Source organism: Lysinibacillus sp. CTST325, assembly GCF_054665055.1.
Genome location: NZ_BAAFHO010000004.1, coordinates 195022 through 219513, shown reverse-complemented (window position 1 = coordinate 219513; position 24492 = coordinate 195022). Strand labels below are relative to the sequence as shown.

General features: G+C 39.6%; 19 protein-coding genes and 1 riboswitch. Of the genes, 18 read left to right on the top strand and 1 reads right to left on the bottom strand.

Annotation, left to right across the window (positions count from 1 at the left end):
- Window positions 1-104: 104 nt before the first annotated feature.
- Window positions 105-287, top strand: a riboswitch (cobalamin riboswitch).
- 285 nt (window positions 288-572) lie between these two features.
- The 14 genes from ACYQ73_RS12650 (at window position 573) to ACYQ73_RS12585 (ending at window position 19545) form a co-directional block, all read left to right on the top strand.
- Entirely contained in the window at window positions 573-1538 is a 966-nt protein-coding gene (locus ACYQ73_RS12650) for an ABC transporter substrate-binding protein (RefSeq protein ID WP_460012811.1), read from the top strand.
- Window positions 1535-2536: a FecCD family ABC transporter permease gene (locus tag ACYQ73_RS12645; RefSeq protein WP_460012810.1), complete on the top strand. Its 1002-nt coding sequence runs from the start codon at window positions 1535-1537 to the stop codon at window positions 2534-2536. The genes ACYQ73_RS12650 and ACYQ73_RS12645 overlap by 4 nt, the downstream gene beginning before the upstream one ends.
- The gene (locus ACYQ73_RS12640) at window positions 2533-4008 is read left to right on the top strand and encodes an adenosylcobinamide amidohydrolase (protein ID WP_460012809.1); all 1476 of its coding nucleotides are present in this window, start codon (window positions 2533-2535) and stop codon (window positions 4006-4008) included. The genes ACYQ73_RS12645 and ACYQ73_RS12640 overlap by 4 nt, the downstream gene beginning before the upstream one ends.
- A 275-nt stretch (window positions 4009-4283) precedes the next feature.
- Entirely contained in the window at window positions 4284-4847 is a 564-nt protein-coding gene (locus ACYQ73_RS12635) for a cob(I)yrinic acid a,c-diamide adenosyltransferase (protein WP_248717808.1), read from the top strand.
- A 475-nt stretch (window positions 4848-5322) separates the two neighbouring features.
- Window positions 5323-7545: a heterodisulfide reductase-related iron-sulfur binding cluster gene (locus tag ACYQ73_RS12630; RefSeq protein ID WP_460012808.1), complete on the top strand. Its 2223-nt coding sequence runs from the start codon at window positions 5323-5325 to the stop codon at window positions 7543-7545.
- A 198-nt stretch (window positions 7546-7743) separates the two neighbouring features.
- The gene (locus ACYQ73_RS12625) at window positions 7744-8949 is read left to right on the top strand and encodes an acetyl-CoA C-acetyltransferase (protein WP_460012807.1); all 1206 of its coding nucleotides are present in this window, start codon (window positions 7744-7746) and stop codon (window positions 8947-8949) included.
- The gene (locus ACYQ73_RS12620) at window positions 8949-9800 is read left to right on the top strand and encodes a 3-hydroxybutyryl-CoA dehydrogenase (protein ID WP_460012910.1); all 852 of its coding nucleotides are present in this window, start codon (window positions 8949-8951) and stop codon (window positions 9798-9800) included. Before ACYQ73_RS12625 ends, ACYQ73_RS12620 begins: the two co-directional genes overlap by 1 nt.
- Before the next feature lie 69 nt (window positions 9801-9869).
- Complete coding sequence (locus ACYQ73_RS12615) at window positions 9870-11006, top strand: acyl-CoA dehydrogenase (RefSeq protein ID WP_460012806.1); 1137 nt, start codon at window positions 9870-9872, stop codon at window positions 11004-11006.
- Window positions 11007-11233: 227 nt separating this feature from the next.
- Complete coding sequence (locus ACYQ73_RS12610; RefSeq protein WP_460012805.1) at window positions 11234-12370, top strand: acyl-CoA dehydrogenase; 1137 nt, start codon at window positions 11234-11236, stop codon at window positions 12368-12370.
- Window positions 12371-12373: 3 nt separating this feature from the next.
- Window positions 12374-13006 (top strand): TetR/AcrR family transcriptional regulator, encoded by a 633-nt coding sequence (locus tag ACYQ73_RS12605; protein ID WP_323654254.1) that lies wholly within the window; start codon window positions 12374-12376, stop codon window positions 13004-13006.
- A 129-nt stretch (window positions 13007-13135) separates the two neighbouring features.
- Window positions 13136-16384 carry a fused isobutyryl-CoA mutase/GTPase IcmF gene (gene icmF / locus ACYQ73_RS12600; RefSeq protein WP_460012804.1) on the top strand — a complete coding sequence of 1083 codons (3249 nt, stop codon included), beginning with the start codon at window positions 13136-13138 and terminating at the stop codon, window positions 16382-16384.
- 150 nt (window positions 16385-16534) lie between these two features.
- Window positions 16535-16696, top strand: coding sequence for a hypothetical protein (locus ACYQ73_RS12595; RefSeq protein WP_460012803.1), 162 nt, complete (start codon window positions 16535-16537; stop codon window positions 16694-16696).
- A 151-nt stretch (window positions 16697-16847) separates the two neighbouring features.
- Entirely contained in the window at window positions 16848-17387 is a 540-nt protein-coding gene (gene rpoE, locus ACYQ73_RS12590; RefSeq protein ID WP_460012802.1) for a DNA-directed RNA polymerase subunit delta, read from the top strand.
- 565 nt (window positions 17388-17952) lie between these two features.
- The gene (locus ACYQ73_RS12585; RefSeq protein ID WP_460012801.1) at window positions 17953-19545 is read left to right on the top strand and encodes a CTP synthase; all 1593 of its coding nucleotides are present in this window, start codon (window positions 17953-17955) and stop codon (window positions 19543-19545) included.
- A 102-nt stretch (window positions 19546-19647) separates the two neighbouring features.
- On the opposite strand, the gene ACYQ73_RS12580 is transcribed toward ACYQ73_RS12585, so the two are convergent.
- Window positions 19648-20178, bottom strand: coding sequence for a DUF2529 family protein (locus tag ACYQ73_RS12580; RefSeq protein WP_460012800.1), 531 nt, complete (start codon window positions 20176-20178; stop codon window positions 19648-19650).
- A gap of 156 nt (window positions 20179-20334) precedes the next feature.
- Between ACYQ73_RS12580 and ACYQ73_RS12575 the strand changes: the two genes are divergently transcribed.
- From ACYQ73_RS12575 to ACYQ73_RS12560, 4 genes are all read left to right on the top strand, one after another.
- On the top strand, window positions 20335-20691 hold the full coding sequence (locus tag ACYQ73_RS12575; RefSeq protein WP_427425994.1) for a response regulator: 357 nt from the start codon (window positions 20335-20337) through the stop codon (window positions 20689-20691).
- A gap of 622 nt (window positions 20692-21313) precedes the next feature.
- On the top strand, window positions 21314-22168 hold the full coding sequence (locus ACYQ73_RS12570; RefSeq protein ID WP_387083909.1) for a class II fructose-bisphosphate aldolase: 855 nt from the start codon (window positions 21314-21316) through the stop codon (window positions 22166-22168).
- A 285-nt stretch (window positions 22169-22453) separates the two neighbouring features.
- Entirely contained in the window at window positions 22454-23104 is a 651-nt protein-coding gene (fsa, locus tag ACYQ73_RS12565; protein WP_370083030.1) for a fructose-6-phosphate aldolase, read from the top strand.
- A 63-nt stretch (window positions 23105-23167) separates the two neighbouring features.
- Entirely contained in the window at window positions 23168-24454 is a 1287-nt protein-coding gene (locus ACYQ73_RS12560; protein ID WP_460012799.1) for a UDP-N-acetylglucosamine 1-carboxyvinyltransferase, read from the top strand.
- Window positions 24455-24492: the final 38 nt, after the last annotated feature.

Here is a 24492-nt window from a genome sequence, read left to right as displayed (position 1 = left end):
ACATCTTGTTGGCCAAAAGCCTCCGGCGGATGTCGGGCATAATTGATTTGTTTAGAAGTCGTCTCGAATGGAGGCGACTTCTTTCATTTTCATGTATAATACAATCAACTGAATATTATAAAGGTTCTTTACTTAAGTAAAGTGAAAAGGGAAATCGGTGTAATTCCGATGCGGTCCCGCCACTGTATGTGTGAGTTTTTTCAATCTGCGCCACTGGAAATTTCGGGAAGGCTTGAAAAAGCGTATGGAGCACGAGCCAGGAGACCTGCCTTTATAGAAAACACGTTGTAGCCTACGAGGATAGGATGGTGGATTTTGTATATGTATTTTTGTGCAAATTTGACCCCCTCATTGTTTTATGATGAGGGGTATTTGTTTTGGAAGATGAATGTCGATAAATTTGAAAACATGGGCGATAAATTCACAATGTTAGGCGATAAACTCAACATGTTGGCTGGAAGTTCGCAATGCTGATGATAACCCCGCAATGTTAGGCGAAAAAAACTAAAATGTATCGATCAATCAGAAAAACAATAAAAACTATACGCACAAATAGACTAAGGAGGATTCACATGAAGAAAATTTGGAAAATAGGTTTATCAGCATTTTTAGCTATTGGCGTGCTTGCAGCATGTAATACAAAAGAGGCAACAAATGAAAAGCCGTTATCTTCTGAGCAGCAAGAGACAACAAAAGTAGATCAAGCAACATTCCCAATGACGATAACGGATGCTACTGGCAAGGAAATTACGCTAGAAGCACCTCCGGAAAAAATTGTCTCACTCATTCCGAGTAACACAGAAATTTTATTTGGCCTTGGCTTAAATAATGAAATAGTTGGCGTGACAGATAATGATGATTATCCACCAGAGGCTACTAAAAAAGATAAGGTTGGCGGTATAGATTATAATATTGAACAAATTATTGCGTTAACGCCAGATATCGTTTTTGCACATGCATCGGGTATGAGTTATTCAAAAGGAGCAATTGAACAGCTTGAGGCTGCCGGTGTAAAAGTATTTGTTGTAGCGGATGCAAAAAACTTTAATGAAACTTACACAACGATTGAACAGCTTGGTCGTGCAACGGGGAAACTAGAAGAGGCTAAAAAAATGGTCGCAAATATGAAGGCAAAAGTTGAAGAAGTTGAAACAAAACTTAAGGGTGTTGAGCCAAAGAAAGTCTTTGTAGAATCGTCTGATGAGCCACAGATTTATACAGCTGGTAAAGGTACATTTATGAATGAAATGCTAGAAATGATTCATGCTGAAAATGTAGCAGCAGATGTAAATGACTGGTATCCAATTGAAGCTGAACAAATTATTGCGAAAAATCCAGATGTCATTGTTGTGGCATATAATTATGTACCGAATATTTTAACGAAAATTCCACAACGTCCAGGCTTTGAGACAATAACTGCCGTAAAAAATAAAGCTATTGTACAAGTGGATGAAAGTACGACAAGTCGTCAAGGTCCTCGGTTAGCAGATGGTTTTGAGGAATTAGCAAAGGCCGTTTACCCAGAGGCGTTTAAATGAGTAAAACAATTGCAGCCTATGTAACAGCAATTACGCTTTTAATCATTAGCATCTGGTGTGGTGTGGCGATAGGCTCAGTTCATATTCCATTAGAAGTATTGTGGAATAAGGCGGCTGATGAAACAGCTGCCAATATTTTATGGAAGATTCGTTTACCTCGAGTGATGCTAGCAGGGCTTGTAGGGGCATCACTTGCTATAGCAGGGGCAGCTTTTCAAGGCCTATTAAAAAATCCTTTGGCTGATCCTTATACGTTAGGTGTTTCCTCTGGTGCATCAGTGGGCGCAGTGATGACGATTTTCTTTAGTGTTTCAATACCTGTAATCGGTCATTTTACATTGCCAACCTTTAGTATGATAGGTGCCATATTAACGATGTTTGCTGTTATGGGCTTTGCTAGAATAGTAGATCGTTCACTAAAAATGGAAACTCTTATTTTAACAGGAGTTATATTTAGTTCATTTTTAGGTTCCTTGATTTCATTAATGATCGCATTATCTGGTGAGGAGCTACGCCAAGTGATTGGTTGGCTACTCGGCTCAGTATCGATGCGTGGTTGGCCATACGTCCAGATGATTATCCCATTTGTCATAATTGGCTCTATTATGCTTTGGACACAAAGACGCGAGTTAAATGTTCTGTTATATGGTGAAGAACGCGCGAAGCATTTAGGTGTCAATGTTAAGCGCAGTAAATATATTATTTTAGTGGGTGGATCCATGTTGACAGGAGCTGCGGTAGCTGTTTCTGGAACGATTGGCTTTGTTGGTTTAGTTGTTCCTCATATGACGAGAATGGTTTGGGGTTCTGATCACCGTCATTTATTGCCATTATCATTTTTAAATGGGGCAACTTTGCTAATTATTTGTGATTTAATAGCACGAACAATTATTATGCCAAGAGAGCTACCGATTGGTGTCATTACTGCATTTATTGGGGCACCCGTTTTTTCTTATATTTTTTATAAGCAACGTAGAGGCAAGGGGGTACGGGCATGATTGCTGTTGAACATCTTTCTGGCGGCTATGAAGACGTACCGATCGTCCATGATATAAGTTTTTCCGTTGAAAAAGGCAAAATACTAGGGATTTTAGGGCCGAATGGTAGTGGGAAATCCACACTGTTAAAAGTAATAAGTGGCATACTACCAGCAACCGCAGGCACTATATTAGTAGATGGTAAAAATAGTAGCTCGTACAATGCGCGTGCATTAGCAAAAAAAATGGCGGTGCTACCACAATTACATGCTAATGCCTTTTCAAACAGTGTTCGAGAGGCAGTATCACTTGGACGTTATCCACATCAAACAGGCTTCTTTTCGAGCTGGACTGATCGTGATGAACAGGCAGTCCAACATGCGATGATGCAAACGGGTGTGAAACGCTATGAACAGACACCGATGGAATTTTTGTCGGGCGGTGAACAGCAAAGAGTTTTTGTTGCCCAAGCTCTTGCACAAACAGCGGAAATATTGCTGTTAGATGAACCAACGAACCATCTAGATATTGCCCATCAACGTCAAATTTTAGATATGGTGCGAAAGGAAGCAATTGAAAGTGGTTTGACCGTTATTATGGTACTGCATGATATGAATTTAGCCTCCCTCTATTGTGATGAATTATTACTTATGGAGGAAGGACGGATGCGGGCATTGGGGGCGCCACACGAAGTATTAATCGCTGCGCAAATCGAAGAGGTCTATCATGCCCGTGTTGCAACTTATGCACATCCAGAAATTCCAAAGCCACAAATTACAATGATGCCAGCATCTGTTGAACAGCAGCAGCGTGCTGTCATTACAAAAGGAAATTTCACTGTTACAGATCGTTATATTAAACTTCAATCAGAGTTTCCTTTAAAAACAGTGTCCTCAGCTGTCCATAATCCAGGTATCGGTTGGTATGATTGTCTGTTAAATCGCTCTGTACCAATAGATTATGTCATTAGTGATGTAAAGAAAGAGGTCACTGAATTTTTACTAAAAGAGCATTTTTCAGCTACAGGTACAGTCGTCATGTTAACAGCTGTCCCAACAAACCTTGTAGCTATAAATGAATTTAAAGCTTCCTTTGGTAGCGTTCTTGTTGCTGTTACGGCCGGAGTTGGCAATGCAGTTGATGTGTCTCGTACACATGAAAGACAAGATGAACCACATATTGGTACTATAAATACGTGGGTTATTGTTAATGGTTGTTTATCAGAAGAAGCGTTTTTCCAAGCAATGATGACGGCTACCGAGGCAAAAACAAAGGCATTGCAATCGGAAAATATTCGTGATGAGCTTAGTGGTACAATTGCGACAAGTACTGCTACAGATAGTTTATTGATTGCAGCTACACAAAAAGGGGAAGAGATGCTGTACGGAGGTCCCATTACTGATGTAGGTAAGATTATCGGTAAAGGTGTTTTTGAGACAACTGTGCAGGCCATAAAAAATTATCTTCATTCGGCAGAAACATCTGCTGAATGAAGATAATGCCTCCGGCGGATGTCACGGATTTTCAAAGGAATGAAAAAGGATGTTAGCCTAAAACCTTCGCATCTTGCGAAAACGGCTAACTGACCTGCATCGGTAAAAACGCCACGTCCTGTGGCATTACCGAAATGACCGACATCGTGTCGGCCCTCGTGCAGGCCTGGGCACAATTCAAAATCCGGACGCATTGTTTATCTGCGCGAAAGCGAAGCGTCAGCGGCAATTACGCCAAGGCGAAATTGATAAAATAATTTTAGGAGATGAGAGAAATGAAGCTTTACACGAAAACAGGGGATACAGGGAAAACAAGTCTTATCGGTGGACGCGTTGATAAAGATAGCTTACGCGTTGAAACATATGGGGCCATTGATGAATTAAATTCTTTTATTGGTAAGGCTGTCAGTGAACTAGATCGTGAACTATTTAAGGATATTCTAATTGATTTAGAAACAATTCAGCATGAGCTTTTCGATGCGGGTGGCGACCTTGCTAACGTCATGAAGGAACGTCATTATAAGCTGACAGAGCAGCCAATTGAAGTGTTGGAAACGCGTATTGATGCATTGTCAGATGAAGCACCGCCGTTACAGCGCTTTATTCTACCAGGTGGTGCACCAGCAGCTGCAACCTTACACATTGCTCGCACAGTAGCACGTCGAGCAGAGCGTCAAATGGTAACGCTTATGAAGGAAATCGAAGACGTACCGACGATTGTACAAAAATATTTAAACCGCCTTTCTGACTATTTATTTGCAGCTGCACGTGTTGTTAATTTTAGATTGAATGTCGCAGATGTTGAATATATTCGAAGTGGCAATGTCTTTAAAAAATAGTCTGTAATTTTTTGTCATTTAGTAAATGTTTATTTTTAGCTAAAGAAATGCAGCAACAACAAAATTTTTGGACAGATGGCGCATTTTTTCAAAAATTACGGATGATATTTGATATAGGTTGATTGGAGTGGAGACTGGGCGACTCCTTCGTGACCAACATCGTGTTGGCCCAAGCGGCTCATCGGACGCCCCCAGGAAAGCGCCCAGTCGGAACGGAAATCAATCCCACGTTATGGTGAGAATCAGTATTATAAAGAATGAAGAAAATGGTCACTTTGAAAAATTCAGGGTGGCTTTTTTTCTAGTAAAATGTAAGAATATAAAATTATCAGAAATATTTCCGTTTTATGTTGACTGAATGCTCACTCATTTATTAGAATAGGAATATAATGATAGAATGAAGTACATTTACGTATGAACTAGCTAATTTATCACAAAGAGAGAAACTTACGACAAACTAAAGGGGGGACCAACCATGAGTCCATTAGTAATTGCAAACATTGTTCTAACAGTCGTGGTTGTGCTTTATGCAGTAGGATTGTTCTTCTATCTGTTAAAAACACGCTATAAGTTTGTGCAATTGGGGAAAAAGGTTGAGTTTGATGAAAGTGTTAAAGAACGAGTTCGTTATCTTATGGTCAATGTACTTGGCCAAAACAAGCTATTAAAAGATCCGAAGAGTGGTTTGATTCACGTCATGTTCTTCTATGGATTTTTGATGGTGCAGCTAGGTGCCATTGATTTAATTTGGAAGGGGTTAGCACCTGGATCACATTTGCCGCTTGGCGTTTTCTACAGTGTGTTTACATTCTTCCAAGAGCTTGTAGTATTAATGATTTTAGTGGCGGTTGTGTGGGCATTTTACCGTCGTTATGTAGAAAAGCTAGTACGTCTAAAACGAGGCTGGAAAAATGGCCTTGTCTTAATTTTCATTGGTGGGTTAATGGTATCCACATTACTTGCAAATGGTATGGGAATAATTTGGCATGGTGAAGAACTAACTTATACAGAGCCAGTTGCTTCTGGCATTGCTGCTATTTTTAGTTTCTTACCAGCATCGGCAGCGGCTGTTGTTTTCTATGTAATGTGGTGGGCACACTTATTAATTCTTTTGACATTCTTAGTGTATGTACCACAATCGAAGCACTTCCACTTGATTGTAAGCCCGATTAATGTGTACATGAACCGTTTAGATCGTACAGGTACTTTAACACCAATCGACTTTGAAGCATTAGAAAATGCTGAAGATGAAGAGGATATTCCGGCAATTGGTGTTGGACGTATTCAAGACTTTACACAAAAACAAATGTTAGATCTATATTCCTGTGTAGAGTGCGGACGCTGTACAAATATGTGTCCAGCATCAGGAACAGGGAAAATGCTATCACCGATGGATTTAATCGTGAAGCTTCGTGATCATTTAACATTTACAGGTGCTGTAGAAACAAAGCAAAAGCCATGGGTTCCTTATCAATTCTTTGCTAATACAAAGGGGAATCAGCTAGCGATGGCAGCTGGTGCTGAGGGGGCAGTCATTGAAGATATCTATAACCCATCTTTAATTGGCGATGTTATTACAGAATCAGAGATTTGGGCATGTACAACTTGCCGTAACTGTGAAGATCAATGTCCTGTTATGAACGAACATGTTGATAAAATTATTGATTTACGTCGTTACTTAACAATGACTGAAGGAAAAGTAAACCCTGATGCACAACGCGCGATGACAAATATCGAGCGTCAAGGCAATCCTTGGGGCTTAAACCGTAAAGAAAAAGAAAACTGGCGTGACCTAGATCCAGCGATTCATATTCCAACAGTGAAAGAGCTGAAAAAATCAGGTGAGGAAATGGAATATTTATTCTGGGTAGGTTCCATGGGTGCATTTGATAACCGCTCGCAAAAAATTGCATTAGCTTTCTGTCGTTTATTAAACGAGGCGGGCGTGAAGTTTGCGATTTTAGGAAATAAAGAGAAAAACTCAGGGGACACTCCTCGTCGTTTAGGAAATGAGTTCTTATTCCAAGAGCTGGCAACAGCAAATATCGATGAATTTGAGAAAAACGATGTGAAGAAAATCGTTACGATTGACCCGCACGCTTACAATATCTTTAAAAATGAATACCAAGACTTTGGCTGGAAGGGCGAGGTCTACCACCATACTGAACTATTGAATCAATTGATTGATGAAAATCGTTTAGCGTTAAATTACGAAGTTCATGAAACGATTGTTTTCCACGATTCTTGTTATTTAGGTCGTTATAACGATGTTTATGATGCACCACGCGAAATATTACGTGGCATCCCAGGTGTGAAGCTTGTGGAAATGGAGCGTAATCGTGAAACGGCAATGTGCTGTGGTGCAGGTGGCGGTTTAATGTGGATGGAAGAGCATGTCGGCAACCGTATTAACGTAGCACGAACAGAACAAGCTTTAGCAACTGATGCATCTGTTATTTCTTCTGGATGTCCTTACTGCTTAACAATGCTTGAGGATGGAACAAAGGCAAAAGAGGTTGAAGATTCAATCGGTACATTCGATGTTGCAGAACTTTTAGAGCGTTCTGTATTTGGTGAAAAAGTGAAAGCTGTCGAGGAATCTGTTGAAGAAGCAGCAGATGTAATGATTGAAGAAGTAGTTGCTTCTGTGGATAGTGTCGAAAAAAACGAGAATGCAGAAACTAACGCAGAAAAATGATGGTTATTGCAGAAATATTTTAGTTATCTGAAAAATATAAATTGCACAATAAATAATTGTTTTGTAGAATAAGATTAAATGGAGATGGGAGTTGATCAATAAACTCCCATTTTTCATCGCAAGAGGTCGAGCGAGCGTTCAGTCAACGCAGATGCTCTAATACTTCTTCTAGAACGTAAAACAAAAGGGGTGTTTTACTTGAATAGAGCTGTAATTTTAGCAGGAGCAAGAACTGCATTTGGTAAGTTTGGTGGTTCATTATCAGCATTAAGCGCAAGTGATTTAGGTGCAATCGCCATCAAAGGGGCACTTGAGAAAGCGAATATTGCGCCTGATGAAGTGGATGAAGTAATTTTAGGCTCCGTTTTACAAGGGGGACAGGGCCAAATTCCTTCAAGGCAGGCTGCGATCAAAGCAAATTTACCAATAGCAGTGAAAACAGAAACGATTAACAAGGTTTGTGCGTCAGGGATGCGTGCTGTAACACTAGCAGATCAGCTAATTCGATTAGGGGACGAAGAAGTAATGATCGCTGGTGGTATGGAGTCCATGTCCAATGCACCATATTATTTACAAAATGGTCGAACAGGCTTACGCATGGGCGACTCAACAATGGTGGATGGCATGCTATATGATGGCTTAACATGTGCCTTTAATCAGGCAAGGCCGCATATGGGAAGCTACGGTAATACAACGGCGAAAGAATATTCGTTAAGCCGTGAGGAGCAGGATGCTTGGTCAGTTCGCAGTCATGAACGTGCACTTGCAGCAATTGAAAAAGGTTACTTTGCTGAAGAAATCGTGCCTGTGGAAATTCCACAACGTAAGGGAGAACCGCTTCAAGTCGATACAGACGAGGCACCAAGAGCTGGTACATCAATGGAGGTACTTGCAAAACTCAAGCCAGCCTTTGACAAGGATGGAACAATTACAGCAGGTAATGCACCTGGCGTTAACGATGGTGCATGTGCCCTAGTAGTAATGAGTGAGGAACGTGCAACTCGTGAAGGCAGAGAGCCACTTGCGGTTATTATCGGCCATGAAGAGATTGCTATTGAGCCAGAGAACTTCCCACAAACACCAGGGCTTGTCATTAACAAATTACTGAAAAAGACGGGGAAATCATTAGCTGACATTGATTTGATTGAAATCAATGAAGCATTTGCAGCAGTAGCTCTTGTCAGCAAGCAGTTGGCGGATTTAGATGCTGAAAAGGTCAATGTTAACGGTGGTGCAGTTGCACTAGGTCATCCAATCGGAGCATCTGGAGCACGCATTATTTTAACACTTGCTCATGAATTAAAGCGCCGTGGCGGTGGTATTGGAATTGCTGCTATCTGCTCAGGTGGAGGGCAAGGCGATGCGATTATGATTGAAGTACCGAAAACAGGGGGACATGAATGATGGGAATTCAAAAAGTAATGGTTATTGGTGCTGGGCAAATGGGCTCCGGCATTGCACAAGTTTGTGCACAAGCTGGTTATGACGTCAAACTGAACGACATGAAGCAAGAATTTTTCGAACGTGGTTTAGGAGTCATTACGAAAAACCTGACACGTGATGTCGAAAAGGGTCGTAAAACTGAGGATGAGAAGGCGGCCATTCTAGGTCGTATTAATATGTCACTAGATTTACAGGATGCTAGTGACGTAGATATTATCATCGAGGCAGCCGTGGAAAATATGGAAATAAAGCAATCCATCTTTAAGCAAATTGATCAGATTGCACCGGCACATGCCATTTTAGCTACGAATACATCATCTTTACCAATTACGGAAATTGCAGCTGTAACAAATCGTCCAGAGCAAGTGATTGGTATGCACTTTATGAATCCGGTACCTGTTATGAAGCTAGTAGAAATTATTAGAGGGTTAGCTACAAGTGATGAAGTCTACAAAGCGGTTGAAGACATGACAGTAAAATTATCGAAAACGCCAGTGGAAGTAAATGACTTCCCAGGCTTTATTTCAAATCGTATTTTATTACCAATGATTAATGAAGCGATCTACGCATTATATGAGGGCGTAGCATCGAAAGAAGCTATTGATGATGTGATGAAGCTCGGAATGAATCATCCGATGGGGCCATTAACATTAGCAGATTTCATTGGTCTTGATACATGTCTATCCATCATGGAGATTTTACATGAGGGCTTAGGGGATAGTAAATATAGACCTTGTCCATTGCTTCGTAAATATGTGGCAGCAGGATGGCTAGGTAAAAAATCTGGAAGAGGCTTTTACGTTTACGAATAATCCTATGGGGATGGGAGTATTCAAACGAAGTGTAATGCTACGGGACAACGTACAGGGGTGACATTATAGATGCATTTACAATTTACAGACGAACAAATAATGATGCGTGATATGGTTCGTAATTTCGCTCAGGGTAAAATCGAACCGTGGGTAGAACGTATGGAGGCAGGAGAGTTTCCTCGTGAACTCCTTGCACAAATGGGAGAATTAGGTTTAATGGGGATCACGACGCCTGAGGAATTAGGCGGCTCAGCGATGGATTTTACATCGTACATAATTGCTATCAATGAACTATCGAAGGTTAGTGCAGTAATGGGGGTTATTTTATCTGTGCATACTTCGGTAGGAACAAATCCTATTATTTATTTCGGTAACGATGAACAGAAGAAACGTTATGTTCCAAAGCTTGCAGCAGGTGAATATTTAGGGGCATTTTGTTTAACGGAGCCTAGCGCCGGTTCTGATGCTGGCTCTTTACAATCCAAAGCGGTGCGAGATGGAGATGAATATGTCATCAACGGCTCCAAGGTGTTTATTACAAACGGTGGAGAAGCGGATGTTTATATTGTCTTTGCCTCAACGAATCCTACTGAAAAAACACGTGGTATTTCAGCATTTATTGTTGAAAAAGGAACACCGGGCTTAATCATAGGTAAAGATGAACATAAAATGGGCTTACACGGCTCACGTACAGTTCAACTAACATTCGACAACTGTCGCATTCCAGCCGCAAACCTTCTTGGGGAGGAAGGGGAAGGCTTTAAAATTGCAATGGCCAATTTAGATGTTGGACGTATTGGAATCGCAGCACAAGCTCTAGGCATTGCTGAAGCAGCGTTAGAGGCAGCTACTGCCTATGCAAAAGAACGTGTTCAATTTGGAAAGCCTATTGCAGCGCAACAAGGAGTTGGCTTCAAGCTTGCTGATATGGCGACTGCTGTAGAAGCAGCAAAATTATTAGTCTATCGGGCAGCGGATTTACGCACAAAAGGGTTACCGTGTGGAGCTGAGGCCTCGATGGCGAAACTTTTTGCTTCTCGTACGGCAGTGCAAACAGCGATCGACGCTATACAAATTTTTGGTGGCTATGGCTATACAAAAGACTATCCAGTAGAGCGTTATTTCCGAGATGCAAAAGTGACAGAAATATACGAGGGTACAAGTGAAATTCAAAAGCTAGTCATTAGTAAACATTTACTTAAATAAAGTCTGATGTTATGTTGCAATGTTGAACCTTCAAGGATGATGTCGATTGCTCGAGGAAATTGTTCGGGTTATCTAAAGAAATGATCAGTTCGAGCGATAAAACGCTCGGGTACCTCGAAAAACTGCTCAGGTAACCAAGAGATTTGCTTAGTTTCCGAAGCAATAACCAAAAATTGAAATCAACAATATAGCACAAACAAAGTCTAACAAAAAAGGGGAAATGGACAATGAACTTTCAATTATCAGAAGAGCATGAGCAATTACGCGAAATGATTCGTGATTTTGCTATTAATGAAGTAGCACCAACAGCAGCTGAACGTGACGAGAACGAAGAATTTGACCGTGCAATTTTCGATAAAATGGCGGAGCTAGGCTTAACAGGTATTCCATGGCCAGAAGAATACGGCGGTGCAGGCTTTGATTATCTTGCATATGTCATTGCTGTAGAGGAGTTATCACGTGTATGTGCTTCAACGGGGGTAACTTTATCAGCACATACTTCGCTTGCTGGTTGGCCGATCTATAAATTCGGTAATGAAGAACAAAAACAAAAATATCTTCGTCCAATGGCAGAAGGTAAACATATCGGTGCTTATGGCTTAACAGAGCCAGGATCAGGCTCTGATGCTGGTGGCATGAAAACATATGCAAAACGTGATGGCGATGATTATATTTTAAACGGCTCGAAAATTTTTATTACCAATGGTGGAGTAGCAGATACATATGTTGTATTTGCAGTAACAGATCCAGAAGCTAAACATGGCACAACTGCTTTTATCGTTGAAGCTGGCTTCGAAGGTTTCTCGGTAGGGAAGAAGGAGAAAAAACTAGGAATTCGTTCATCTCCTACAACTGAAATTATTTTTGATAACTGTCGCGTTCCGAAAGAAAACATGCTTGGGGCTGAGGGAGAAGGCTTCAAAATTGCGATGACAACACTTGATGGAGGACGTAATGGTATTGCGGCACAAGCTGTAGGGATTGCACAAGGCGCATTGGATGCAGCGGTTGAATACGGTAAAGAGCGTGTGCAATTTGGTAAGCCGATTACTGCTAACCAAGGTGTCTCCTTTAAACTAGCGGATATGGCAACTCAAATTGAAGCATCTCGACTGCTTACATACCAAGCGGCTTGGTTGGAATCAAATGGTCTACCTTATGGTAAGGCATCTGCAATGGCAAAATTAATGGCTGGCGATACTGCGATGAATGTAACGACTGAGGCGGTTCAAGTCTTTGGTGGATATGGTTATACGAAAGATTATCCAGTCGAGCGCTTCATGCGTGATGCAAAAATCACACAAATTTATGAAGGTACGCAAGAGATTCAACGACTTGTTATCTCTCGTATGTTGACAAAATAACGTATGACAGAAAGAGATAAAAGACCCCAAGTACAGTCAACGGTAAAAGATGAAAATCTCATCGCCATTCGTCGAGAACAAATGATAGAGGGAGCCATTAAATTATTTAAAGAAAAAGGTTTTCATCGTGCTACCACGAGAGAAATCGCAAAAGCTGCAGGCTTTAGTATCGGAACATTATATGAATATATTCGTACTAAGGAAGATGTCCTTTACCTTGTATGTGATAGTATTTATCACCATGCGATGGAGCGACTTTCAAGTTATGAGATTAAGGCAGGAACTATAGAAGAGTTAAAGGAAATGATTCGAGAGTATTTCTTGCAAATTGATAGTATGGTTGATGAGCTGACAATCATGTATCAGGAAACTAAATCATTATCAAAAGAAGCACAACGTTATGTATTTAGTAAAGAGTTTGAAATGGTTGGTACTTTTGAGCGATTACTACAACGCTGTGTGCAGTCAGGTGAAATAACGATGACGGATCAACAAATTCACTTGGCAGCAAATAACTTAGTCGTTTCTGGACAAAGCTGGGCATTCCGTAAGTGGGCGCTCCATCGTCAGCATTCTATTGACGAATTTATTGAAATGCAAATAACATTGTTTATTTCGGGCATAAAGGGGTTCTAATAAGTTCCGTAAAGGGGTTGTCGGTAATTGCATAGAGCGACATTGCAATTACCGACTTTTTTTATGAATAAAGCTGTTTCATTTAACACAAAGGTGTAATTGATTAAGGGGAGAAAGTAGGGATTTCATATGACAAAGGTAGAAGTATATCGTCCAAAAAATCACGTACGTTTTGTAACAGCATCTAGTCTTTTTGATGGACATGATGCTTCGGTTAACATTATGCGACGTATTTTACAATCAAGCGGTGTAGAGGTAATCCATTTAGGACATAACCGCTCCGTGGAAGAAGTCGTAAATGCTGCGATTCAAGAGGATGCACAAGGCATTGCAGTATCTTCTTATCAAGGCGGGCATATGGAATACTTTAAATATATGTATGATTTGCTGCGTGAAAAAGGAGCGCCACATATTAAAATTTATGGTGGCGGCGGTGGCGTTATTTTACCACGTGAAATTAAAGAGCTACATGCTTACGGGATTGCAGGGATTTTCTCGCCGGAGGATGGTCGTGTCTTAGGATTACAAGGGATGATTAATGAGAAAATTAAAGGGACTGATTTCCCGACTGCTACAGGTAGCTATCAAGAAAAGCTGGATGCCATAACGACAGAAACACCAGAAGTTTTAGCAAATTTAATAACTGCTGCTGAGTCGAATGATGATGAAGAAACGAAAAAGATGCTAGAAGAAGCTCGCAAACGCTCAAAAGGGACACCTATATTAGGTATTACAGGAACTGGTGGTGCAGGTAAATCTTCCTTAACGGATGAATTAATTCGTCGTTTCCTAAAGGAGTTTCCGGATAAACGCGTAGCTATTCTTTCTGTCGATCCGACAAAGCAAAAAACAGGTGGCGCGTTACTTGGTGACCGAATTCGTATGAATGCGATTTTCAATAATCGAGTATACATGCGTAGTTTAGCAACCCGTGGGTCTCGTACAGAGCTTACTGCTTCTATTGGGGACGTGCTAGACGTAGTGCGTGTAGCGGACTATGATTTAATCATTGTAGAAACAAGTGGTATTGGTCAAGGTGATGCAGAAATTACAAAATACACTGATCTATCCATGTACGTGATGACAAGTGAGTTTGGTGCTCCAACACAACTTGAAAAAATTGACATGATTGATTTTGCGGATGTAATCGCTATCAATAAATTTGAACGTAAAGGCTCTGAGGATGCGCTACGTCAGGTGCAGAAGCAATATCAACGTTCACGAGAACTTTGGGATGAATCACTTGATAATATGCCTGTGTACGGTACGATTGCCAGTCAATTTAATGATAAAGGAACGAATGCTTTATTTGCTGCATTAGTAAACATCATTAATACGAAGACAGGAAGTAATTGGGAAACAGGCTATGAGCAATTTGCGAAAACTCAAAAGCAAGATGTTATTATTCCAAACGATCGTCGTTATTATTTACGAGAACTGACAGATACTGTGCGTGGCTATCATAAAAAATCAGAGCAACAGGTGGAATTTGCTCGTCGTCTATTCCAATTAGAGGGAGCTATTGCAGCGGTTAAGGAAAAAGCGCCCAATGATGCACTTATCGCATCTCTCACTTCTTTAGCGGAAGGTGTTAGAGATGAAATGACAGCTGAGTCTAAACGTATATTAGATAATTGGCATGCTTTAAAAGAAGCGTATGCAGGAGACGAATTTATCACGAAAGTTCGTGATAAAGAAATTCGAACAATTTTAAAGACAATGAGCCTTTCTGGTACAAAAATTCCTAAAGTTGCTTTGCCGAAATTCGTAGATTATGGTGAAATTTTACGCTGGGTTTATAGGGAAAATGTACCTGGTGAATTCCCGTATACAGCCGGGGTATTCCAATTTAAACGAGAAGGGGAAGATCCGAAGCGACAATTTGCTGGTGAAGGAACGCCTGAGCGTACGAATAAACGATTCCATTATTTATCGAAGGATGATGATGCAAAACGTTTATCAACAGCGTTTGATTCGGTAACGCTTTATGGTGAGGATCCAGATTACCGACCAGATATTTATGGGAAGGTTGGAGAGTCGGGTGTATCTATTTGTACGCTAGAGGATATGAAAAAGCTTTATGCAGGCTTTGATTTATGTGCACCATCAACTTCAGTATCAATGACAATTAACGGTCCAGCACCGGTTATTTTGGCGATGTTCATGAATACGGCTATTGATCAGCAAGTGAAACTACGTGAGGAAGAACTTGGTCGACCTTTAACAGTTGAAGAATTTACGGAGACACGAGAGAAAACATTACAGGTTGTACGTGGAACCGTGCAAGCAGATATTTTAAAAGAAGACCAAGGGCAAAATACATGTATTTTCTCAACAGAATTTGCGTTAAGAATGATGGGAGATATTCAACAATACTTTATCGATCATAAAGTTCGTAATTATTACTCCGTATCTATTTCTGGTTACCATATTGCCGAAGCTGGTGCGAACCCAATTTCACAATTGGCTTTCACATTAGCAAATGGCTTCACGTATGTGGAATATTATTTAAGCCGAGGAATGAATATTGACGACTTTGCGCCAAATCTATCATTCTTCTTCTCTAACGGACTTGATCCAGAGTACACAGTTATTGGACGTGTAGCCCGTCGTATTTGGGCAGTTGTCATGCGTGATAAGTACGGTGCCAATGAACGAGCACAAAAATTAAAATATCATATCCAAACATCTGGACGCAGTTTGCATGCACAGGAGATTGATTTTAATGATATCCGCACAACGTTACAGGCGTTAATGGCATTACAGGATAACTGTAATTCATTGCATACAAATGCATATGATGAGGCAATTACAACGCCTACGGAAGAATCTGTACGTCGTGCAATGGCTATTCAAATGATTATTACGAAGGAACATGGCTTAGCGAAAAACGAAAATCCATTACAAGGAGCGTTTATCGTAGAAGAGTTAACAGACCTTGTAGAAGAAGCGGTACTAGAAGAGTTTGATCGTATCAATGATCGTGGTGGCGTACTAGGTGCAATGGAAACACAATATCAACGTGGTAAAATTCAAGAGGAATCCATGCACTACGAGATGCTGAAGCATTCAGGTGAGTTACCAATCATTGGTGTGAACACATACTTAAATCCGAATCCACCTTCAGAAGATGAAATTAACAATATGGAAATTGCGCGTGCATCGAAGGAAGAAAAAGAGACGCAAATTCATAATTTACATGCCTTCTGGAAGCAACATGAAGGTGAGAACGAAGCGGCCCTTGCTCGTTTACAACAAGTAGCTGTAAACAACGGTAATATTTTCGCTGAGCTTATGGAAACCGTAAAAGTCGCTAGCTTAGGGCAGATCACAAATGCTTTATATGAAGTTGGCGGACAATATCGTCGTAATATGTAATTCATAAACATGTAAATTTTCTTATTGTTTAACATTTATTCTATTTTGTGCAAAAAGTTTGTGAAGTTTTAAGTGTCTAGTCTTAGGATTAGGCACTTCTTTTTATTTCCGTTATAATAAGAAATGTAAAAAAAGGGGAGGCGCAGTAGAATGATGAAATCAGCTATTAACTACATCATTATTTTAGCTTTGGTGGTAGGAGTTATTTTCCTGTATGATAAGCAATTTGGCGCTGTTCCATTATTAATATTATCTGTCTATTTGTTTTACTTAGGGATAAAAAAAATGCGTGATATAAAAAACAGTAATTGAAGCTAGCAAAGAGGATAAAACTTTGTATATAATGGGTATTATGCTTATGATATGGAAAGTTACTTTTGTGCGGCCTTTTTTGCTGCGCTCCGACAATAAAGCTATATAAATTTTAAAACGTCCATTGTGATGAGGGAAAGGAAGTGCACGAATGAATTTTCGTGAAATGACAAAAGAACAATTAACGGAAGAATCGTTAATTAACTTAGCGTACGCAATTTTAAATGAAAAACGTGCCTCAATGTCTTTTAATGACTTATTAACAATTATTCAAGAGCTTGTAGGCTATAGTGATGAAGAAATGAAAACTCGCCTGCTACAATTTTACACAGATATCAATGTAGATGGCCGCTTCTTATTTAATCAGGAAACTGGCTGGGGCTTACGTGAATGGTATAAAGTTGAACAGATTGAAGAAGAAACAGCTCCTTCTGTTAAAACTCATAAGAAAAAATCTAAAGCTGCCGTTGAAGATGAAGATGATTTAGATGAAGATCTAGAGGAAGAAGATATTGACTTCGATGAAGATTATGAAGAATTCGTTGAAGATGAAGATGATCTAGATGAAGAAGAAGATGAAAAAGAAGATATCGATTTTGATGAAGAAGATATAGAGGACATCGATGAAGAAATCGACGAGGACTTTACTGATGAAGATGAAGAGGAATTTGAAGAAGAGGACGAAGTCTAACTTATTTCAGCAAACATCGCTGAAATAAGCCGATTCCGGACGCAATTATGCCGAGGCATAATGGATGGTAATTACTCTTTGAAATTTTCTTTCTTTTATCCTTGTAGTAAAAAATCTTGACTTCTATCGCGGTTCCGTTTAATCTTTTACTTGGGCTCCTTAATTAAAGGAGAAAGACCGTGTATGTAATACGCTCCCCCTGCAAACCTATGCAGGAGGAGCGTTTTTTTATTTTTTTAACTATATTCAGTCAAGTTCTCCCATGTTTATAGCTACGGAATGAATATAAATACTCTAAATTATTCATGATGTATAATAATCGGTGACTGAGTATATGTTAGGATGGATTTTTTAAAAGGAAAGTAGAAAAGAGATAGAAACGATTACAGCTTCGAATCGACTACAATTTAGTAGGCATTCTCGGCTTTTCTTATTTTAAGGATAAGAAATATCAATTTCTTAGGCCGTAGAGACATTTGCACCAATGCTCAAGATTACTTAGCTTAGGACGTGAATGCACTTTTCTTACTAGAATTTCTAGAACAACATAAGGAGGAATTTTTTCATGACGAAGTATATTTTTGTAACAGGTGGGGTTGTGTCTTCACTTGGAAAAGGGATTGTAGCAGCATCTCTAGGTCGTTTATTAAAAAATCGTGGATTAGAAGTAACGATTCAAAAATTTGACCCATATATCAATATTGACCCAGGTACAATGAGTCCTTATCAACATGGTGAGGTTTTCGTAACAGATGATGGCGCAGAAGCTGACTTAGACTTAGGTCACTACGAACGTTTCATTGATATTAACCTAGGAAAACATTCTACAGTAACATCAGGGCGTGTTTATCAGTCTGTATTACAAAAAGAACGCCGCGGTGATTACAACGGTGGAACAGTACAAGTAATTCCTCACATTACAAATGAAATCAAAGATCGTATTCAACGAGCTGGTCGCGAAACAAATGCAGACGTAGTTATTACAGAAGTAGGCGGAACAGTTGGGGATATTGAGTCATTGCCATTCCTTGAAGCAATTCGCCAAATGAAAACGAATTTAGGTCATAACAATGTGATGTATGTTCACTGTACGCTTATTCCTTATATTAAAGCTGCGGGTGAGCTGAAAACAAAACCAACTCAGCACTCTGTAAAAGAATTACGTTCTTTAGGTATTCAACCAAATATTATCGTTGTACGCACAGAGCAAGAAGTGCCACAGGATATGAAAGAAAAATTAGCGTTATTCTGTGATGTTCAGCCACACGAAATTATTGAATCTCGCGATGCAGAACATTTATATGAAGTACCACTAAACCTTCATGCACAAGATATCGATGATATCGTGCTTGACCATTTTGGCATTGAAGCACCAGAGGCGGATATGGAAGAATGGCGCGAGCTTGTAGCAAAAGTGAAGAGCTTACCAAATAAACGAAAAATAGCATTAGTAGGTAAATATGTAGAACTACAAGATGCTTACATTTCTGTTGTAGAGGCATTAAAGCATGCAGGCTATGCATTTAATTCTGATATTGAGATTGACTGGATCAATGCAGAACATGTGGATGCTGACAATGTTGTTTCATTATTAAAAGGTGCTGACGCAATTTTAGTTCCAGGTGGCTTCGGTGATCGTGGAGTTGAAGGTAAAATTTTAGCGACACAATATGCTCGTGAAAATAATGTACCATTCTTAGGTATTTGCCTAGGTATGCAACTTGCAACAATAGAATTTGCTCGTAACGTACTTGGTTTACAAGGCGCGCATTCTACAGAGCTTGATCCAAATACGGAATATCCTATTATTGATTTCCTACCAGATCAAAATGACAGTGTAGACATCGGTGGTACATTACGTTTAGGTTTATATCCATGTAAGTTAAAAGCAGACTCAAAGGCAATCCAAGCCTATGGTCAAGAACTTGTTTATGAACGTCACCGCCATCGTTATGAATTTAACAATGAATATCGTGAAGCGATGGAAGCTGAAGGTCTTGTCTTCTCAGGTACAAGCCCTGACGGTAAATTAGTGGAAATTATCGAGTTACCAGAAAATAATTTCTTCGTAGCATGTCAATTCCACCCTGAATTGGTATCACGTCCAAACCGTCCACAGCCATTGTTCCGTGATTTTATCGGAGCAACATTCAAATAATGAAAAAAGAGTTGTCTCAAGTGCTGAGACAACTCTTTTTATCTTCATAATCCGCGAGACTGCGGCAGCATCAATTATGCAAAGGCGAAAATGATGGAATTATTACAACTCTTCGTCATCAAGGCCAAGCATTTCATCATACGCAATTTTTACTGCTTCATAAACAAAAAGGGCAGCAATAGCATGTGGCACGACTATGCGTTTGCCTAAATCGTTCGGTAATAAACCACCGCGCATGCGTGTTGAAATATACGTATACGCTAAATCTGCTAGTGGGTTTTCGGAATTAACAACTTCGCTAGCAACTGCTGCAAATGGAATATACTGATTACTTAATTGCTGTGCTAATGCTAATGCATCCTCATCGTGTGCACTACGTGTAAAAATGCATACACGATCAGCTTCCGTGATCACTGTATCTTTTGTCCAAGGGACTAACTTGGTAAAACGTTCCACAGCTTGGCACGCATTTAATTCGACAACTTGCATTTCGCCAAAACATGCAAAATAGACATTGCCTTCTCCAATACCCGCTTGCGCAAGTAATCGCGCTGTTTCTTCAATAGCTTCCTCTTCATTTTGTGTTATTCTTTGTAATAATCCACTTAATTGTGTTGTTAGAATTTTTGACATGATCCCACCTCAATCAATATTATAGGTATGAAAAGAGCATAAAGCAAAACCAGATAATTTATAATACTAGAAGGTATTAAGAGGTTAAAGGAGAATAATACATAATATAGGAAGTTTTTCTGTAAGAATAATAACTCAAAAAGGGCGGAATGAAATGTGAAACGATTACTAATTGTTGATGATCAACCAGGAATTCGTTTGCTTTTAAATGAAGTGTTGAAAAAGGAAGGTTATGTTACATATTTAGCTGCAAATGGTACGGAAGCACTGAAATATGCTGAGGAGGAAATGGATTGTGTCCTATTAGACATGAAAATTCCAGGGATGGATGGCATAGAAATTTTAAAGCGCTTAAAAGAGAAGTGGCCACAACTCCCAGTATTTATGATGACTGCATATGGTGAATTGGACGTTGTACAGGAGGCATTAGATTTAGGAGCAATTCGATATTTTACTAAGCCTTTTGATATTTTTGAAGTGCGAGATGAAGTTAATAAAACATTAAAAGTTTAGATGAACAGGCAGTGGTCAACACCGCCTGTTTTTTATGGTTATTATTCGATTTGAAGTAATGTACTATCGTTTCATATTCAATTTACTTCCGAAATATAAGGCTCATCATAACGTGAGGTTTTATTTCCGCTCCTACTCGGCGCTTTGTTGTTGTCGCTACACTTTCGCACAGTGCAAAGCTTCCTTGGTGCGTCCGATGAGCTGCAGTTTTGAGATTTATCGAGAACTTTTGATTGTTTATCGACCAACTTTATCGATTTATCACCCAACTTTCGAAAAATATCGACATCTACTTTCATACAACACTATCTGACCGCACTGATAATTTGCGCCGCTTATGACATAGCATATTTTTTACGCAAAATTTAACATCAAAAAAGCACAAGAAATCAACGTTTCTAAATTGATTTCTCGCGCTTTTTAAGGTTTTGACGAGTTTTGTCCCTGCAACTAGAACCTTCGTTGGGTTGCACTGCACTACAGTTGGCACTGCCGCTGCGTTGCACTCCGCTTTCGTGCAGAAAACAAAGTAACTTGAAATGCTTTTCAGGTTACTTTGTTTTTGCTATGATTAAATAGCATATCTATGTAAAAGAATAGTCCTAAGAGGAGGATTTTTAGTATGGCATTAGTATCTATGAAAGAGATGTTAATTAAAGCAAAAGCAGAAGGTTATGCGGTTGGTCAGTTCAACATCAACAACCTTGAGTGGACTCAAGCAATTTTACAAGCAGCTGAAGAGGAAAAATCTCCAGTTATTCTAGGCGTTTCTGAAGGTGCAGGAAAATATATGGGCGGATTTATCTCCGTTGTACACATGGTAAAAGGTTTAATGGAATCTTATGGCACTACAGTACCTGTAGCTATTCATCTTGACCATGGTTCAAGCTTTGAAAAATGTAAAGAAGCAATTGATGCAGGCTTTACTTCCGTTATGATTGATGCGTCTCATCATCCATTCGAGGAAAATGTTGCGACTACTTCAAAAGTAGTTGAGTACGCTCATTCAAAAGGTGTTTCTGTTGAAGCTGAGCTTGGCACAGTAGGTGGTGACGAGGATGGCGTAATCGGTGGTATTATGTACGCTGATCCAGAAGAATGCCGTAAAATGGTTGAGCTAACAGATATCGATTGCTTAGCACCAGCACTTGGCTCTGTACATGGTCCTTACAAAGGTGAACCAAATTTAGGCTTTAAAGAAATGGAAGAAATCTCTAAATTAGCAGATCTACCATTAGTATTACATGGTGGTACAGGAATTCCAACAAAAGATATCCAACGCTCAATTTCATTAGGTACAGCAAAAATTAACGTCAATACTGAAAATCAAATTGCTGCTACTAAAGTAATTCGTGAAGTTCTTGATAATGATAAAGTTGTTTATGACCCTCGTAAATTCCTTGCTCCAGCACGTGAAGCGATTAAAGCAACAGTTATCGGGAAAATCCGTGAATTTGGTAGTGCGCAAAAAGCATAATTTTTGTATCTGAAATGCTACAAAAGCACAGATGAATACACATAATAAGAGAAGTGTTGATGCTTTTATCGACCTTCTCTTGTTTTTGAAATAATAAATTTTTGGCAAAAATTCAAATATAGGGCTTATACCAAAAGTTGGGGATGGCATTTGCGTTAAAACGTATGTAATGTATAATAGTTGATTTCCACATCTAACTGAACGGCCCTAGTAAGGCGTTTATTCGGAATGGAAATTAACCCAACGGTATGGTAATGAGCCAAACAGTGATCAGGAGGGAATATAATGAAATTTTTCATTGATACAGCAAACTTTGAAGAGATTAAAGAAGCACACGCATGGGGTATTTTATCAGGTGTTACGACAAACCCATCGTTAGTTGCTAAAGAAGAGAACGTTTCTTTCCATGATCGACTTCGTGAAATCACAGAGCTTGTAGATGGCTCAGTGAGTGGGGAAGTAATTGCTCTAGATGCGGAAGGTATGATTAAAGAAGGCTTAGAATTGGCTGAAATTGCTCCGAATATTACAGTTAAACTGCCAATGACTCCAGCTGGCTTAGAGGCATGTCGCTTCTTTGCAGACAAAGGTATTAAAACGAACGTAACATTAATCTTCAGTGCCAACCAAGCATTAATGGCTGCTCGTGCGGGTGCTACATATGTATCACCATTTATCGGTCGTCTAGATGATATGGGTCAAAACGGTGTAGAACTAATTGAAACGATTGCAGATATTTTCACAATTCATAATATCGATACGCAAATTATCGCTGCATCTATTCGTCATCCGCAGCATGTAACAGCGGCAGCACTTGCTGGTGCACATATTGCAACTACTCCTTTTAAAGTGTTAAAGCAACTTTTCCATCATCCATTAACGGAAAAAGGAATTGAAGGATTTTTAACGGATTGGAATAAGAGAAAAGGCAAATAATAAGATTATATAGTGAGCCAATTGCAGAAAAAATTACTTTCCAATCATGAGGGAGAACGCAAAATGGATGTTTATAAAATTACAGGCGAAAATCGTCTAAAGGGTACAATAAAAGTTAGTGGTGCAAAAAATAGTGCAGTCGCCTTAATTCCAGCATCAATTTTGGCGAACTCTCCAGTGACAATTGGAGGGATACCAGAAATTTCTGATGCATGGACGTTAAAGGCATTATTAGAGGAAATCGGTGGAGAAGTGTCATTTGAGGATGGCATAATGACCATTGATCCGACAGATATGATTGCGTTGCCATTACCAAACGGCAACGTGAAAAAGCTTCGTGCCTCCTATTATTTAATGGGAGCAATGCTTGGCCGCTTTAAAAAAGCTGTGATTGGTTTACCAGGAGGCTGCTTCTTAGGGCCACGTCCTATTGACCAACATATAAAAGGCTTTGAGGCATTAGGTGCGAAAATCACTAATGAGCATGGAGCAATTTATTTACGTGCTGATGAATTAATTGGCGCAAAAATATATTTAGACGTTGCCAGTGTTGGCGCAACAATTAATATTATGTTAGCTGCAGTCCTTGCGAAGGGACGTACGGTTATTGAAAATGCAGCAAAAGAGCCGGAAATTATTGATGTAGCTACTCTTCTCACTAACATGGGAGCTAATATTAAAGGTGCAGGTACAAGTGTTATTCGTATTGAAGGCGTAGAGGAACTTCATGGTACGGAGCATACGATTATTCCAGATCGTATTGAAGCTGCTACATTTATGATTATGGCTGCCGCTTTAGGTGAAGGCATTACTATTGATAATGTTATTCCATTGCATTTAGAGGCGATTACTGCAAAGCTTCGTGAAATGGGTGTAAAAATTGAAATCGGTGAAGAAAGTATTTTTGTGCCAAAAACGGATCTCTCCACATTGCAAGCCGTTGATGTGAAAACATTAGTGTATCCTGGATTCCCAACTGATATTCAGCAACCACTTTCTGTTTTAATGTCTCAAGCATTTGGTTCCTCAAAGATAACAGATACAATCTATACAGCTCGATTTAAGCATATTGATGAACTTCGTCGTATGAATTCCAATGCACGCGTTGAAGGAAATACAGCTATTATTACTGGGCCTAGTAAATTACATGGTTCAACTGTAACAGCTACAGATCTTCGTGCTGGTGCCGCATTAGTATTAGCAGGTCTGTTAGCTGAAGGCGAAACGGAAATTCATGATATCTATCATATTGAGCGTGGTTATAGCTCACTTATTGAGAAATTACGTGATTTAGGCGCTGATATTCGACGTGAAACAATAATGGCCCGCGTAGCAGAGACAAAGGAATAATGAGAGCTAAAAGTTTTGAACTAACTATGTTACAATAG